Origin of the sequence: Brevibacillus antibioticus (genome assembly GCF_005217615.1) — a bacterium.
GTDB classification, from domain to species: domain Bacteria; phylum Bacillota; class Bacilli; order Brevibacillales; family Brevibacillaceae; genus Brevibacillus; species Brevibacillus antibioticus.
The window spans coordinates 4,441,230-4,457,500 of sequence record NZ_SZNK01000001.1 but is presented as its reverse complement, the minus strand read 5'-3'; the positions used below and the strand labels follow the sequence as shown (position 1 = coordinate 4,457,500).

The 16,271-nt window shown below is 49.7% G+C and carries 15 protein-coding genes (1 of these 15 only partly in view); 6 read left to right on the top strand and 9 right to left on the bottom strand.

All coding sequences use genetic code 11. The annotated features are described in order from the left end of the window. The 3 genes from E8L90_RS21380 to E8L90_RS21370 all read left to right on the top strand — a co-directional run. A protein-coding gene (locus E8L90_RS21380; RefSeq protein ID WP_137031290.1) for a sensor histidine kinase crosses the window boundary here: on the top strand, positions 1 to 504 show its 3' portion. It extends 792 nt beyond the left edge of the window; 504 of the gene's 1,296 nt are visible here — the last part of the coding sequence; the start codon falls outside the window, past its left edge; it ends in the stop codon at positions 502 to 504. Positions 505 to 647: 143 nt separating this feature from the next. After that, positions 648 to 935, top strand: coding sequence for a HesB/YadR/YfhF family protein (locus E8L90_RS21375; RefSeq protein ID WP_137031289.1), 288 nt, complete (start codon positions 648 to 650; stop codon positions 933 to 935). A gap of 143 nt (positions 936 to 1,078) precedes the next feature. Beyond that, positions 1,079 to 1,990: a hypothetical protein gene (locus E8L90_RS21370; protein ID WP_137031288.1), complete on the top strand. Its 912-nt coding sequence runs from the start codon at positions 1,079 to 1,081 to the stop codon at positions 1,988 to 1,990. Positions 1,991 to 2,065: 75 nt separating this feature from the next. Here the strand turns inward: E8L90_RS21370 and menC are convergent, their stop codons facing one another. The 4 genes from menC to E8L90_RS21350 all read right to left on the bottom strand — a co-directional run bounded on the left by menC (position 2,066) and on the right by E8L90_RS21350 (position 8,026). Continuing rightward, complete coding sequence (gene menC / locus E8L90_RS21365) at positions 2,066 to 3,214, bottom strand: o-succinylbenzoate synthase (protein ID WP_137031287.1); 1,149 nt, start codon at positions 3,212 to 3,214, stop codon at positions 2,066 to 2,068. Between the two features lie 2 nt (positions 3,215 to 3,216). Next, entirely contained in the window at positions 3,217 to 4,350 is a 1,134-nt protein-coding gene (locus E8L90_RS21360; RefSeq protein WP_137031286.1) for a M20 peptidase aminoacylase family protein, read from the bottom strand. A 62-nt stretch (positions 4,351 to 4,412) separates the two neighbouring features. Next, positions 4,413 to 5,822: a YfcC family protein gene (locus tag E8L90_RS21355; protein ID WP_137031285.1), complete on the bottom strand. Its 1,410-nt coding sequence runs from the start codon at positions 5,820 to 5,822 to the stop codon at positions 4,413 to 4,415. 179 nt (positions 5,823 to 6,001) lie between these two features. Further along, positions 6,002 to 8,026: a sigma-54 interaction domain-containing protein gene (locus E8L90_RS21350; RefSeq protein ID WP_167497614.1), complete on the bottom strand. Its 2,025-nt coding sequence runs from the start codon at positions 8,024 to 8,026 to the stop codon at positions 6,002 to 6,004. A gap of 187 nt (positions 8,027 to 8,213) precedes the next feature. Here E8L90_RS21350 and E8L90_RS21345 point away from each other — a divergent pair, with 187 nt between their 5' ends. Together E8L90_RS21345 and E8L90_RS21340 are read left to right on the top strand one after the other, a co-directional pair. After that, complete coding sequence (locus E8L90_RS21345; protein ID WP_137031283.1) at positions 8,214 to 8,885, top strand: LytTR family DNA-binding domain-containing protein; 672 nt, start codon at positions 8,214 to 8,216, stop codon at positions 8,883 to 8,885. Positions 8,886 to 9,027: 142 nt separating this feature from the next. Continuing rightward, entirely contained in the window at positions 9,028 to 10,539 is a 1,512-nt protein-coding gene (locus E8L90_RS21340; RefSeq protein ID WP_137031282.1) for an acetyl-CoA hydrolase/transferase family protein, read from the top strand. Between the two features lie 85 nt (positions 10,540 to 10,624). Here E8L90_RS21340 and E8L90_RS21335 read toward each other — a convergent pair whose 3' ends face one another. Then, entirely contained in the window at positions 10,625 to 11,791 is a 1,167-nt protein-coding gene (locus E8L90_RS21335) for an MFS transporter (protein ID WP_137031281.1), read from the bottom strand. 157 nt (positions 11,792 to 11,948) lie between these two features. Here E8L90_RS21335 and E8L90_RS21330 point away from each other — a divergent pair, with 157 nt between their 5' ends. Then, entirely contained in the window at positions 11,949 to 12,389 is a 441-nt protein-coding gene (locus tag E8L90_RS21330; RefSeq protein ID WP_012684114.1) for an Lrp/AsnC family transcriptional regulator, read from the top strand. A gap of 75 nt (positions 12,390 to 12,464) precedes the next feature. Here the strand turns inward: E8L90_RS21330 and E8L90_RS21325 are convergent, their stop codons facing one another. The 4 genes from E8L90_RS21325 to E8L90_RS21310 form a co-directional block, all read right to left on the bottom strand. Beyond that, positions 12,465 to 13,496, bottom strand: a complete 1,032-nt coding sequence (locus E8L90_RS21325; protein WP_137031279.1) for a cytochrome d ubiquinol oxidase subunit II — start codon at positions 13,494 to 13,496, stop codon at positions 12,465 to 12,467. After that, positions 13,493 to 14,827: a cytochrome ubiquinol oxidase subunit I gene (locus tag E8L90_RS21320; RefSeq protein ID WP_137033553.1), complete on the bottom strand. Its 1,335-nt coding sequence runs from the start codon at positions 14,825 to 14,827 to the stop codon at positions 13,493 to 13,495. The genes E8L90_RS21325 and E8L90_RS21320 overlap by 4 nt, the downstream gene beginning before the upstream one ends. A 163-nt stretch (positions 14,828 to 14,990) precedes the next feature. After that, entirely contained in the window at positions 14,991 to 15,764 is a 774-nt protein-coding gene (locus tag E8L90_RS21315) for a pirin family protein (RefSeq protein ID WP_137031277.1), read from the bottom strand. Between the two features lie 54 nt (positions 15,765 to 15,818). Further along, positions 15,819 to 16,205 carry a DoxX family protein gene (locus E8L90_RS21310; protein ID WP_137031275.1) on the bottom strand — a complete coding sequence of 129 codons (387 nt, stop codon included), beginning with the start codon at positions 16,203 to 16,205 and terminating at the stop codon, positions 15,819 to 15,821. Positions 16,206 to 16,271 lie beyond the last annotated feature (66 nt).

Genomic DNA, 16,271 nt, shown 5'->3' with positions numbered 1-16,271 from the left:
TTGCTCACACTGGCTCGTAGTGATTCGAACGAGTTGCAGATCATGAATCAGACGCTGCGTTTAGATGAAGTAGCGACGAAATGCACCCAGGTTTTTGCACAACTTGCTATCGTACGGGAAATTCGTCTCGAAACAGACATCGAGCAACCCATTGAGATGGTGGGGGACCAAGAACGTCTGCATCAGCTCATGGTCATCTTGCTGGACAATGCCTTGAAGTACACGAACGAAGGTGGCCAGATTTATGTTTCTTGCAAAAAGGAAGGCGGCCGCGTTTCGATTCTCGTAAAAGACAGTGGGATCGGGATTTCCAAAGAGGATATTCCGTATTTGTTTGACCGCTTTTTCCGGGTGGATAAAATGCGCTCTCGAGCGACAGAAGGTACAGGCTTGGGACTTTCCATTGCCAAATGGATCGTGGATGCGCACCACGGAAAAATTCAGGTCAGCAGTGAGGAAGGTATCGGAACGAGTTTTTTGGTTACACTTTCAATAAAGCCGTAAACAGATGGAAAGAACCGATTTCCCAGTGTAGGGATCGGTTCTTTTTCAAATAGTGGAGCAATTCCATTTAACATACATTTATGTTTCAAATATCTCTAAATTGAGGTAAACTAGAGTAAGAGGAAGAGAGGAGTGGCGTACTAATGAACATGACGATCACTAAAGCAGCGGTAGCATGGTTTCGGGAAGAATGGGGATGCAAAGAAGGAGACAGCATTCGTTTTTTTGTCCGGTATGGAGGCGTTAGTACGGTTCAGGATTCATTCTCGATGGGGATTGCCAAAGAGTCGCCGAATGAAATCGGTATATCGACAGTAGAGGATGGCATCACATTTTATATGGAAAAAGATGAGTTGTGGTATATGAATGGTAGAGGGTTGATTGTCGATTATCGGCCTAAGACAGATGAAGTAGAATTTAAGCTGGATTAAGCAAGGAAAAAGATAGCGAGCAGAGGAAGGGCTCCGGATATACGGGGCCTTTTTCCATGTACGAAAAAACTAAAATACAATACTTTACAAACAAAAATGTATAGTATATGATGGTTACATAAATGGAAAAAGGAGGAAGTTACATGCGTTTACTTGATTCTTACTTGGAGCTTGGCATTACGGGAATGGCACGTGCAGCTGTAGCAGGATGGTTCGACGGTCATTATGGGGCAGCTTTATTGGCAGGGTACTTCATGGATCGTGAGCACGATCTCCCTGAACATGTAAAAGAGGGCATTGAGCGGACATGCGAATCCTTCCGCAAGCAAAAACCTGAATGGTTTGTTCCACTAGATCAAGACGAGCAAGCTGACCCCTCCTTGTTAGAGAACGTCCTCAATGGCCTCCAGCAAAATGTGAAGCAGCTTCGGACCTCAGGCCATGGACTAGCACTCGGTGTGTTGGCATTAAAAGCACTGCGCGAACGACCTGATATGATCACTCCGACTGTGGTGAACGGTCTGGTCAAGATTCTTCAAGCGACGACAGAAGACAGGAAAGATCGTTATTGGGGCATCGAGAATTACCATGGCATGACGATTGATGTTGTCAAAGACGACGAAGTTGCGCCTTACCATACAACTGCAGAGATGGCAGAGCGGGCGTTTGACGAGCTACATTTGGTTATACCGCCGCGTGATATTAACGGGGTACGCTATCATCTAGCGAGCGAGGTCGTTCATAACATCACACATGCTCATGCGCTAACAGATCTGGAGCGATTCGGTTATGAGGAGATTGTGAAGCCTGGTATCGTAAACCATCGTCTTCAAATCTATTTGAATCGCCATGTTCCTCCGTTTACTTTAGAGGATGAGGTTAAGGAGCCAGCATTCGAGGAAATTTTCTCACCGCTATACTGGGAAAGACTCTACAGTGATCCTCATGCATTGAAGCTTCCGTATGCTGCGTTGGATCTCTTAAAGCGGTTTCCGCCGGAGAAGAGAGCTCTTGCTGAGCGAAATTTGTGCAAGCTTTTGACGATTACGGATTAATAAAATCTCACAAATAAAAAGAACAGGGAGGCCAAGGGGCACTCTCTGTTCTTTTTTACTTTGAATGAGTGTCGTCTACCAGGTTGAAATAACAGTTGTAGTAGACTCCCGATTCGCATAGTAGCTTTTATGCTCGATCAGGGCATTGCGAATGGCAGACTCATTGATGTCAAACCCGATCCCTGGCGTTGCCGGTACAGCCAGCAGACCAGGTGCTGCAAAATCGATGACAGGTGTCACGATATCTTCCGCAAAGTAGCGATGCGAAGGGGATGTATCACCGGCAATCGTGAAATTGCTTAGCGAGGCCATCGCGATGTTGTGCGCCCGTCCAATCCCTGCCTCCAACATTCCTCCGCACCATACTGGTACGCTGCGTGTCGCACACAGGTCATGAATCTTCTTAGCATCGGTCAGACCGCCTACGCGACCGATCTTGATGTTGATAATCCGGCAACTGCCGAGCTCGATTGCTTTGCGGGCATCTTCCACCGTATGGATACTTTCGTCGAGGCAGATCGGCGTTTGTAGTTCCCTTTGCAAGGTCGCATGATCAATGATGTCGTCATGGGCCAATGGTTGTTCAATCATGATCAAACCGAAGCCATCCAAAGCCTTCAGCATCTCCATGTCTGCCAGCGTGTACGCAGAGTTTGCGTCCGCCATCAGTGGAACATCTGGTCCAAATGTGTGGCGGATTGCTCGCATTGGCTCGACATCAAAGCCCGGTTTGATTTTCACTTTGATCTTTTTGTACCCATCACGGATGAAGCCTTCTACGCGTTGCAGCAGTTTTTCGATGGTCGGCTCGATTCCGATACTCACACCGACGTCAATCGTCGTACGAGTTCCGCCCAATGCTTGGGAGAGGGAGAGGCCGTTCATTTTGGCGTACAAATCCCAGACGGCACCTTCCAAAGCGGCTTTGGCCATGTGGTTACGGCGCATCCAGGAGAAGAGGCGAGATACATCATCAGGATGCTCGATCTCCCGTGAAAACAGCTGCGGGATCAAATACTTTTCGAGCATGTACCAGACCGTATCGACATCTTCCTCGTTGTAGACGGGGACGTCCATCGCGACACTTTCACCGAAGCCGACATGGGCACCGCTGTACGCACGCACCAGAATGCATTCCTTGTGGGTTTCGACTCCCATGCTCGTCTCAAAAGGGGAATTCAACGGAATTTTGATTCGTTGCAGGTCCACGCGTTCGATTTTCATGTTCATCTCTCCTCAAACGTTTTCAGTACCGTTCTTGCCAAAATCTCGATGCCATCTAGCAGTGCTTCTTTTTCAAAAGTCATCTGCGGATGATGAAGTCCTGGTGTCAGGTCACAGCCTAAACCAAGCATGGTCGCCCGAAGCTGTGGACGTTCTTTTGTGTAATAGTGGAAGTCTTCCGCGCCGGGTGTCTGGATCGGCGGTTCGAGCTTCTCTGCCCCCAAGGCTTGGGTAATGGCATCCGCCATGATCAGTCTCGCTTCTTCGTTCACTTCCGCTGCATAGACGCGTTCGGTGATCTCATAAGACAGCTCAACTTCATACAGACGGGAAACGTGCTGCAAAATGTGCTCGACACGGGCAAAGAGGGCGTGAATGACTTCATTCGTCTGTGCCCGCAGGTCCAAGTGGAACTGCGCCGAGCCCGGAATGATATTGCTGCTTTTGCTGCCGGCGGAAAGCTGCGTCATTTTGACGGAATAAGGGACGAGGGGATCGAGGTGAATGCCTTTTAACTGCTCAACAATCGCTGCGGCTACCTCGATCGCGTTGACTCCGAGATGAGGCCGTGCGCCATGAGCATCGGCGCCCTTGATGTGCCCGAATATCGTGCCAGCCGCCCCGTGCAAGATGGCAGAAGCAGCTGTGCCGCGCGGGATTTCCTGAATGGGACGAAGGTGGACACCGTACAGAAAATCAATATCGTCCACTACTTGCTTGTTCACCATCGCAAGTGCGCCATTTCCGCTTTCTTCCGCTGGTTGAAAAATGAGCTTCAGGCGCCCAGGGAGTTGGACGTCCATTGCTTGCAATACCATCAGGACGCCTAATGCCATGGTCATATGCGCATCGTGTCCGCAGGAATGGTTCGCGGTAAAGACGCCGTTTACTTCTTGCCAGAGTGCGTCCATGTCTGCTCGTACGCCTACAGTCAATTTCCCCGGCGTCAGATCGCCCCATTCGCCGACAACACCCGTCACGTCGTCAAAGGTAGTGACGCGGCAATGGTGTTTTTTCAAGAAATCAGCAATGAATGAGGTGGTCTGGACTTCTTCCCAGCTGATCTCTGGATGCTGGTGTAAGTGCTCGTATAGAGAAAAAATGGCGGGCTGCAATTGTTTGATCGTTGTGCGCATGGTTCCTCCATCGGTTTGTTCGTGAGTAGTCGATAAGTGATGTTTGGTGAAAAGCTCATTGGTTACGAAACGCCGATTGCTACTGCTACTATGAGCGCGATCGAGGCGATCATTGCCCAGCCGAGAAGGAGCTTCCATATGAATTTGACCCATTTCTCATACGGAATGCCTGCAACTGCCAGATAGCCCATCAACGCCGAAGAAGTCGGGATAATGGAGTTGGTGACCGCATCACCATATTGGAAGGCAAGAACCGCTATTTGACGCTGGATGCCGAGCAAGTCCGCAATCGGCACCATGATCGGCATGGTTGTCGCTGCCTGTCCACTACCAGAAGAGATAAAGAGATTGAGAAAGGCTTGAATCACAAACATAGCAAGGACGTTTACGGCATCTGGCAAATGACCAATCGCCGAAGTCAGACTGTTAATCATCGTATCGATAATTTTTCCATCTTCCAAGACGACCGTGATCGCGCGGGCAAAACCGACGATCAGCGCGCCAAATGTAACGGCTCTCGCACCAGCGACGAAGGAATCAAACAGCGTATTGACCGACAAACCTCCGACGAGACCAGCAACTAGGCCCATGATCAGGAAGGAAGCGGTAAGCTCTGTCAGGAACCATTCGTACTGGAATACACCGTATACGTTGAAGGCGAGGCCACAGACCATTACCAAGAACACGAGCTTGTGGCGTGCATTCAAATCTGGGATGTCTACTGTTGCCTGTTCTTGACTAGCGTGATTCTCTACGCCATAAAGCACACTCTTGGTCGGATCTGCTTTGACACGATACGCATAGCGCATGACGTACCAGATGGCAAAAGCGAGAACGAAGACATACACAACAGCACGGAAGGTAAGACCAGAGAAGAGCGGCAATTGCGCGAGCGACTGCGCCACCCCAACCGTAAATGGATTGATCATCCCGCCCATGAAGCCTGCTGCTGCTCCCATGGTGATCATGGCCGTACCTGTTACGGCATCGAAGCCCATTGCACGAGCCAGCGCGATACCGATTGGAACGAAGATGATACTTTCTTCTGCCATTCCCATGGTGAAGCCACCGATGGAGAAGAGGAACATGGAAGCAGGAATGAGCAGCTTTTCCCGACCTTCTAAGTGTCGGACGCCTTTATTGATCCCGGCTTCAATCGCTCCGGTCTGGCGGATGATTCCGAATACACCGCTTACAATAAAGATGTAGAAAATGATTTGCGCGCCTTTTTGCATCCCTTCTGGAATCGCTTTGAACATGTCAAAGAACGAGACCGGATTACTTTCTACAGGATGGTAGCTGCCGTTGACGACGATGGTTTTGCCTGAGGCAGCGTCCTTGACGCGATCGAACTCACCAGCCGGGAGCACGTAGGAAGCCAGAGCTGCCAAAATGATGATGATAAAGAGGATGGCATAGGTATGCGGCACAGAAAAACGTTTCTTTGCAGGTTTCAATGGATGTGTAGACATGAGGTCACCTCGCTTTTTTTTGTTTATGACAAGCAAGGGTCGTGCCAAGTGTCGAAATTTACCGAATATAAGCGTTTTTAGTGGATTTTCAAAGGAAAGGTAAGGGAAGAAAACGAACTTTAGGAATGTTTATTAGGTTTTATGCAGCCTAATACATCCTATTATTCACTGGGCGGAATCTAAATCCGCCCGTGTTTTCGCAACAATTCGATACCCGCGGGGGTGATGGAGGTTCCTTGTCGGGTTGTTCCTGAGCGAACCAAACCTTGCTGCTCTAATAGTTTCAGCCTATGACGCAGTGCGCTCTCTGTCCAGCCTACGGATTGTAGCTCAGGGGAGTGCGCCAATTGATAACGCCCGACTGATTTGTTGGATACGTAATATTGATGCAAGCAATACAAGATATCTAGGTCGCGGTTGTCGTCCAAATGGGGGATAGTAGCTGTCTGTTGCTTTTGAAACAGGCTATCCGTCAATCGTTTGGGGAGATCCTGAATACCGATGACAGGATGCTCGCTTACCGTAATGGCATAGTCGACGATATTTTTCAGTTCGCGAATGTTGCCCCGCCAGTCATGGCGATAGAATAGCTCCATTACTTCTGGCGACCATGCTTTACGAATGCTTTGCTGTTCCAGATGCTCATCGATGAGAAGGGGAATATCGCTGATTCGCTCGCGCAAGGCGGGAATCTGGATCGGCAGGACAGCCAAACGATAGAACAGGTCCTCGCGAAAGCTTCCTTGGGAAACAGCGTCTTCTAAATCTCGATTGGTAGCAGCGATGATGCGACAATCCACAGAAAGAATGCCCGTACCGCCTACGCGGATGACCTGCTTTTCTTGCAGCACGCGAAGCAGCTTGACCTGAATGGCTCCAGAGATGTCGCCCACCTCATCGAGGAAAATCGTTCCACCGTCCGCTTGCTCAAATAGGCCGGGCTTTCCGCCTTTTCGTGCTCCTGTAAAGGCACCGTCTTCGTAGCCGAACAGCTCGCTCTCTAGTAGGTTTTCCGGCAAGGAGGCACAGTTGATGGCGACAAAGGGTCCGTTTTTGCGTAGCGAGTGCTGATGAATGGCATGGGCGAACAGCTCTTTTCCCGTTCCGTTTTCGCCTGTAAGCAGGATCGTTTGATTATTTTTTGCCATCTTTTTCCCTAGCTCGATGACTTGGAGCAGCGGTTGGCTTTGTCCTTTTATATCGGAAAAGGAGTAGGTGGCTGTATGACCGCGCAACGTAAGCGTGGTTCGCAAGCGTTGGATTTCGGTTACGTCTTTTAGCGTACAAACGAAGCCTAAATGCTCATGACTGCGGCGGATGCTTTGACTGCTGACGATAAATTGTTTGTGATCAATGGATACGAGGGCGTCCTCCTGATCTTCTTGCTCAAAAAAGGGCCGCAGCAAGCTGTGCTCCTTCAACACCGTGTACGGTTGTCCAACAATAGAGGATACCTGTGGACAAAATAGTTCAACGGCGACGTCGTTTATAAACGTGATGAAACCTTGTTCGTTGCAAGCGATCACGGGGTCTTTGACTGCCTGAAAGGTAGATTGTAGCTGGCTGTTGAGTTTCTGTACTTCTGCGTAGGAGGTGCCGAGCATTTTCGCGAGCTCAGACATTTCTACAATGAAGGCAGACAAGTACTCGCGCTCCCATTCACTGGGCACGCCTACTTTGCGACCAGTATCAATCAGGTCATGAATGCTGATTTTGCGAAAACCAAGATCGATTACCTCCACGTGAGGAGGAAGAGGTACGTCAGGAACGCTCATAATGATGGCGTATTGAAATTCGAGATCATCAAATGTACAGCCAGGGTGAAAGGGAACGTACTTCAAATGATCGACGTTCGCCTCTAATAGATTTTGGATGACCTCTTGTGCGGAAACTGGCGAATTGTTCATGACTGGGACGGTCGTCCCCGGGGGGATCTGCATGAGCGCTTTCATTTTGCGTAGCTCGAAAAAACGGTTTAAAACCGTGATGGGTACGGAGTCAGCGACAGCTTGACGGGCAATTGTGTACAGCTCCGGGGATTTGGTTGTGATAAAGACATGATCGACTCCTCTCAAATCGGGAATGTGCTCATGGCTGGCATAACCGATAACTTTGCAATACGGCTCGAAATAAGCCCGCAGTTCTTTCAACAAAAATCCGAGAGTGTCCGTTCCTTTTGCAATCAAGACAATGGTGTGGTCCATGCTGCACCGCCTTTGCTCAAACAATCGTGAATGTTTTGTAATCTCATGATAGCACAATGCCTGGGTGTCATCGGATGGATTCGCTTGTATAGAGAGGAAAGACAAGGATTGATTTGCGGGCGTGGAAATGTGGTTTAATAGAAGTAGAAAAGCTAGACAAGCTAGAAAAGGAGCAGGAGGAATCAGCATGGAGGACAGATTGGTTCCAGAGGTGCTGCAAATGATTGGAGAAGTCGTGCCAGACGGGGTATCGATTGCGATCTCGGACGGCTCACAATACTTGTACTATCAACCGAGTTCCAATATTGATTTGAAAATTACGCCAGGGGATCTCGTTCCCATAGGCTCGGCTACACATCAAGCGCTCATGGAAATGGGAAAAGTGGGGCATCAGGTGGAGAGTCGTATTTTTGGCGTGCCATACTACGGACTCTCGCTTCCATTAGTGAGAAATGGTCAGGTCATGGGCTGTATTACCGCCATCTATCCGCCTCAAAACGTTCCGCTCACAAATCCGGGGTCGCGTCTATCGTTTTTGGTCGGAAAAGGGGAGGATGGATGGCTGCCCATTCCGTTAACAGAGATCGTCTATATCAGCTCTCATGAAGGAAAAACGCTTTTGCATACGGCTAGTGGATCATATATGAACAAATACAACATGGCTGAACTCGAGTACTTGCTCCCGCAAGATCGATTTGTGCGCTGTCATCGGTCGTATTTCGTGAATATGGAATCGATCGGCTTTATTCACCCTCATTTCCATTCGACGTTTTTATTGGAGATGAAGGATAAGCAAAAGACGAGAGTTCCCGTGAGCCAGTCGTACGCCAGCTCGTTTCGGCAAATGCTAGGCTTCTGAAATGTCTGACAAATGAGAATGGTTCGCTGGCGTTTTTTCTTGATAGCCGCATAATTATTCTGTTTTGTTGAAAATCGAGTGCCCGCTCAGAAGTCATGTGCTAGTGTAAAAGGCAACAAAGATGGCATGGGAGGTCACAATGATGTGGGAACGCTTACGCGATAAACGACTGGCAGATAAAATCGTGACGGCTGAGGTAGCAGCAGGATGGATTGAGGATGGCATGACGATCGGGTTAAGTGGTTTCACGCGTGCTGGTGATGCCAAGGTCGTGCCGCTCGCATTGGCTGAGTTGGCGAAAAAAGAGAACAAGCCTTTTGGCGTAAACGTATATACAGGAGCTTCACTTGGCTCTGATGTGGATGCCGTGATGGCGGAAGCGGGGATCATCAACAAGCGATTGCCTTTTCAAGCAGATCCGGTCATGCGCAAAAAAATCAACGATGGCAGCATGATGTTCGTTGACCAGCATCTATCGCATACAGCGGAAGCGATTCGCCAGGGAGCGATAGACGCTATCGATTTCGCAATTGTGGAAGCGGTTGCAATTACAGAAGAGGGTATGATCATTCCGGCTACGTCCGTGGGGAACTCCAATATTTTCGTGGAAAATGCCAAGCATGTCATCATTGAGTTGAATATGGCTCAATCGGTGGAGTTGGAAGGCATCCATGATATTTATACACCAGCGAAACAAGGAGAGCGTGAACCGATTCCGCTCACGTCTGTGGATCAACGGATGGGCACAGCAGGGATTCCCGTCGATCCGGATAAAGTAAAAGGGATTGTCCTGACGAATCAGTTGGATTCTCCTTCGACGATTGTGGAGCCGGACGAAGAAACGGCGCAGATTGCGGCACATCTGATCGAGTTTTTGCGTCAGGAGGTAAAAGCGGGACGCTTGCCGAACAATCTCGCGCCATTGCAATCGGGAATCGGATCGGTAGCGAATGCGGTTTTCAACGGATTTTTGGATTCGGAATTCACGGATCTGACGGTCTTCTCGGAAGTGTTGCAGGATGCGGTGTTTGATTTGCTTGATGCAGGGAAAATTTCGTTTGCCTCAGGCTGTTCGATCACGCTGACGGCCGAAAAGATGAAGCATGTCACCGAAAATTTCGCCCAGTACCGTGACAAGCTGCTGTTGCGTCCGCAAGAAATCACGAACCATCCGGAGCTGATTCGCCGCCTCGGTTTGATTGCGATCAATACCGCGATTGAAGCGGACATCTACGGCAACGTCAACTCGACCAATGTATCGGGTACGAGAATGATGAACGGTATTGGCGGTTCTGGTGATTTTGCTCGCAACGCACGTCTGGGCATCTTCGTAACCAAGTCAATTGCCAAAGGTGGAAACATTTCGAGCATCGTTCCGTTTGCCTCCCATGTGGATCATACCGAGCACGATGTAGATATTATCGTCACTGAGCAAGGCTTGGCTGACCTGAGGGGCTTGGCTCCGCGTCAGAGAGCCATCAAAATTATCGAGAACTGTGCGCATCCGATGTACCGCGATCAATTGATGGCGTACTACGAGGAAGCACTCACACGCGGCGGACACACCCCCCATGTACTGGAAAAGGCATTCTCCTGGCACGTACGTTACGCGCAGGAAGGCACCATGTTGGAGAAAAAACTAGCGTTGGTTTAGTCGATGGAATAATGAAAAAAAGCAAACCCGCTCGGGCGTTAAAGCCTTGGCGGGTTTTTCTCGTCTCCAGTGCAAAGTTTACGTTTTACGCTTGCAAGCTTGCCTGCCTTTTTTCCGTAGCAAACGAAGCCCATGCAAAGCCAAAGCCGACGAGGACGAGCAGACCGCCGACCCAGCTGATGTGAACAATACCTACATGGTCTACGATCACTCCACCAAGTCCTGCACCCAGCGCCAGTCCAAGCTGAAAAACCGAGGTATTCATGCTGAGGGCCACCTGCGAAGAGTGAGGGGACAGCGTGATCAAATAATACTGCTGGGCTGGAACGGTGGTTTGCACGGCAGCGATCCAGAACATAACGGTGATGATTGCCCACGTGAACAGTTGCGAAGACAGCGGCAGGATCAGCAGGATAGCCGCATGGAAAAGCAAGCTGACATACAGCGTAGGGCGAATCCCCCATTTGTCGGTGGAGACGCCTCCGATCCGCGAGCCGGCCACACTAGCGAGGCCTGCCAAGAAAAGCGTGGTGCTTACCCAAGCAGTCGTCATGGCGGAAGTGCTCTGTAGAAGCGGAGTGATGTAGGTATAGACGGTAGAATACCCTGTGACAAAGAACAAAGAGATAAAGAGCGCATGAATCACCCGTTTGTTGCCGAGTGCGGCCAACTGCTTGCGTAGCGGGACGGCTTCTTCCCCCTGCTGCTTCGGCAAATAGGCCAAGATGGCGAAGAAGGGAACGAGTGTCAGGACGGCAATGAGCGCGAAAACAGGACGCCATCCCCAGATGTCTCCCAGCATGGTGCCAATTGGAACACCAAGCACGAGCGATAGGCTGAAGCCCATGAGGATGATCGCGATGGAGCTGCCTTTTTTCTCTGGGGAGGCCATGTTAGCAGCTTGCGCGAGAGCTACCACGGTGTAGATACCTCCGCAAAGCCCCAGCAGAATGCGGGATACCATCAATAGGGAGAAGCTTGGGCTTATGGATGCGAGCAGGTTTGCCACTATGAAAGAAAACAGTGTCCAAAGGATGAGTTTTTTGCGCTCTACTCCCGCGGTGAGCGCGATCAAGACCGGAGCCCCAAAGGCAAAGGCAAGGGAAAAGGCAGTCACTAACTGACCAGCGAGGGAGAGGGAGACATGAGTGTCATCGGCGATCATGCCGATGATTCCGGTCACGATTGACTCGGCAGTGCCAATCATGAATTCTCCCAATGCCAGCAATAGGATTAAAAATTTTTTAGGCAAGGTGGTTCACTCCTCGGGCTAACAAAATTGATGTAGTGACATTTTACAAAACGATTTCTATAATTTACATACATGAACAAAGGTGTTTTCAATGGATGGATTTCTATATACAAGTTATTTTGTAGGAAACACTTATGGATTTGAAAGGATGATCTGCGTGGACCAAATTGATTACAAAATCATGAGCTTGTTGCACGAAAATTCCCGGATACCATTCGCGGAGCTTGGGAGAATCATCGGGATGACGCAGCCTGCCGTGAAGGAGCGGGTTCGTCGTCTGGAGGAGCAGGGAATCATTACGGGCTACCACGCATCGATCTCTCAGGAAAAACTCGGTAAGCACACGACTGCTTTTGTCATGTTCCGCACCAAGCAATGTGCGGCGTTCATCGATTTCTGCAAGCAATCACCGGAAGTGACGGACATGTACCGGATTAGTGGGGAGTATAACTACATGCTGAAAGTGGTAACAAGGTCGACGGAGGAATTGGTTGCCTTTTCGGAACGCACCGGAGATTTCGGCTTCTCCTATACATTGATTGTGCTAACGGCGCCGTTTGAGCAAAAAATGATGCTGGAGGAAGAGAAAATCTTCTGATCGTGTTTTTGACCGAAAAAAGAGGCTCCGCCGTATCAGGGCGAAGCCTCTTTCCTTTTGCGTAACGCGAAAATGCTATTTTTGCCGTACATACTGCTCGTCCCTCATGAACAGACGCCAGAAATAAATAAAACCGGGTACGAGAATCGCAAAGCCGACCAAATAACAAATGAACAGAGCGTGGAACGTATCCGGATGTGTAAAGCTGGACTCAATCGTCACAGTGGGATAGACGATATAGGGGAGGCGCGCCGCACCGTACGCATAGCTGGCGAGCAGGTATTGCGTCGTGGCAACAATAACCGCAATCCGCGGAAGATGGATGCCCAAGTATCGACGATCTTGGGGTAGCAAGAGAGTGATATAACTAATGAAAAAACAGACCGCCGATGCAATGAGCCACGGCAAATAGTCGAGAATGCGGTCATATAGCCATTTTGCCTCCAGTTGCATCGTGAGCACGGTAACCAATGCCGCAAGCAACGTAAGCGGCCCCAGAAGCACTGCATCCCGACGGTAGACGGTGAAGGCTTGCATTTCACCTGCGACGAAGGAGTAGTCTGCGAGAAGCAGCGAAGAGAGGTAGAGTGTGCTGCTGACGGCAAGACCAATATAAGAATAGACGTGCGGGCTGGTCAAAAAGAGTCCCCAATCGAGATACTCCACACCATTGATCGTTCGAGACAACCCGCCTTGTGTCACAGGGAGCACGCTGATTAACAGAGCTGGCACCAATATCCCGGTAATGCCTGAGACGATGCTGAGCATCTTGTCATACTTGAAAATCAGATGAGAAAACACCATGAACGTACTGCGAATCAGCATCAATAACACCACGAGACATCCGGGAACCAGCAGCAGACTCCCCAATGTGTAGGTCGCACCAGGGAAAAAGGTAACGAGTGCGACCACAATTAACACGATAAAGACATTCACGACCTCCCAGGAGGGCGAGAGGTAGCGATTGGCGATTTGGGTGGCTTTGTTTTTTTCCCGATTCAAATAGATCATCGACCAAAAACCAGCACCGAAGTCGAAGGAGGCTGCGACGGAATAGATGACGACGAAAATCCAGAGCAGCGTAATAGCAATAATCGTGTCGGTCATGCCGTTCCTCCGTCCACTTTCGGCTGTTCTGGCGGATCGAGCTCCAAGGGATGGCGGCCAAAATAGCTACGGAATACGAGCAGGGTGACAATCGCGAAAAATACGTACACCGAGAGGAAAATCCAAAAAAGGGTAGAGATGCCTGCTGCTTGGGTAGCGGCGTCTACTGTTTTCATCACACGATAAACTACCCATGGCTGGCGGCCTGTGCAGGCAAAAATCCAGCCGAATTCGATGCCGAACAAGGCGAGCGGTCCACTCGCGACAAAGACCCAGAGAACCCAACGGGGAAACTGAGAGCGCTTTAGGAGCTTCTTCCAAGCGAAGCCGATGAAACCTACAAAGATCAACAAGCTACCGATGATGACCATCCCGTTAAACAGCGTATGGATGTAGAGGGGAGGCCATAGCTCCTGTGGAAAATCGTCCAGACCAACCACGACCTCGTCAAAGCGGTTGGCTGCAAGGAAGCTGAGCGCCCATGGAATCTCGATGGCGTATTTGACTTCTTTCGTCTCAGGATCAGTAAAGCCGCCAATCGCCAGTGGGGCATATGCTTGTGTTTCAAACAGTCCTTCTGCGGCCGCCAGCTTTTCCGGCTGGTATTTATGCAAAAGCTGTGCGGATTCATGACCGTTCAAGGCGGTTAAAAGGGAAAAGGTGCCACCCACAATCAAGCCGGCCAAGAGTGCTTTTTGATGATACAAATAAACCCGACTGCCTTTTTGGGCGCGCAGCATTTTCCACGCTGCTACTCCAGCGACGATGAATGCCCCTGTCATATAAGCAGAGACAGTTACATGACCTGCCGTCACGAAAAAGCTGGGATTGAAAAAAGCTTTCCACGGGTCCACGTCGACGACCTGCCCATCGACCATCCGAAAGCCGGTTGGCGTGCCTTCAAAGGCGTGGATATTCGTAATCAGGATCGCGGAGGCTGTCGCACCAAGCAAAACCATGAATAAGCTCAACAAACGCATGTTGCGGGATAGGCGGTGAGCCGCGTAGACGTAGATCGACATAAATAAGGCTTCCACGAAGAAAGCGAATATTTCGATCTGAAAAGGCAGCGAAATCACCTTGCCGACAATCTCCATGAACCCAGGCCATAGCAGGGAAAGCTGGACACCAGCAATCGTTCCGGAGGGGATCGCGACACCTAACAAGATCGCCTGGGCTTTTGTCCAGCGTTTGGCCATTATCTCGTAATCGCGGTCACGCGTCCGCCAAAAGAGAAGCTCCACCAGCAAGATCATGAGCGGGAGGCCAACACCCATGGTCGCAAAAATAATGTGAAAGGCCATAGTCGTCCCGAATATGGCTCTGGTCATCACGATATCTTCCACGTTCAACTTCCTTTCTGATCGGCACCAAAAATTGTTAACGATTCCCTCGTTAATGTCCCATGAGGAGGCGGAGTTTATACGAAAAAGACCGTCACAAAAATGTGACGGCCGTGCTTGATGATAGGATAAGGGCCTTTGGAAGAGTAGATTATTTACGATAGAGTGGATAATCAACCTCAGTTGGTACTTGAATCAACACCAGGCGGAGCGGAGCATCCGTTGATGCTGTGTAGATGGCTGTGCTGCTGTCCTCGGAGGAGAGAACGACAAAGTCACCTTTGGTTGCTGGGGTGTGATTCTCGCTGACAGTTGCTTTCTCTGCAACGCTTCCGTTTCCTTCCACTATGACGACTGCGTGAGCATAACCAGCCGGGAGTTCTTGTGCATACGATTTTCCAGCGGGAATCGTGATATCGCTCATCAAGGAATCCGTGACCAACTGAATGGGAGCAGACGATCCGATGATGTGTTTCACTTGCACACCATCTACATCCTCAGACGGAAACTCCTCATGATCATACTGATGGTAGGTCGGCGGTTGCTTCGTCGTTTGAGCGAGATGCGGTTCAAACCAGATTTGAAACATTTCCGTATCCTTGCCAAGCTCTTCTGCATGGTACGCGCCTGAACCGGTTTGCATGATCTGCGCGCCGCCTGTCGACACTTCTTGAAGGTTTCCGAGCGTGTCCCGATGCCCGACTGTCCCTGTGAGGACATACGACAAAATTTCGAAGCCGGAGTGAGGGTGCAGCGGAATTTCAAATGTCTTCAGTGATTTTGCCCATGCCCAGTAAAAAAGTGGTCCTACCCGTTTGACAACGGAGCCTTCATGAGGGAAGCCAATTGGTTTGTTCTCTACGATTTCACCATCGCCAAAATGTCCTTTTGCTTGCTCGTTTTGTGTGAAGACGCGGATTTCCATCTGATGTTCCTCCCTTAGTACGATTGCTGGCTTACGGGTTGTGAGGAGCTACCATTAAAACAAAATGTATGCCCCTGGACCGATCAACGCTACACCAATAACAACTGCCATTAACGTCAGGTTGTATTCGAATCCGTTTTGTGTGACCCAATATCCATTTTGACCGTGTACCTTTAGAATGGCAACCAGCATGGTGAAAGCGAGCAAAATAGCACTTGGCCAGATACCTACGCCTGCCGCAAACATCAGACCACCAACGAGCTCAGATAATCCAGCGACAAAGGCCATCGCTACGCCAGGTTTCACTCCGATGGACTCCAGCCAGCCGCCTGTTCCTTTCAACCCATAACCGCCAAACCAACCAAACAACTTCTGCGTACCATGACCTGCAAACGTCAAACCGATGACCAAACGAATCAACAACAATCCAGTATCCAACACTTTTCATCTCTCCTTAATTGTTTTTAATTAGTATATCTTTATTTTGAGATATTTGTCCAAAAAGGC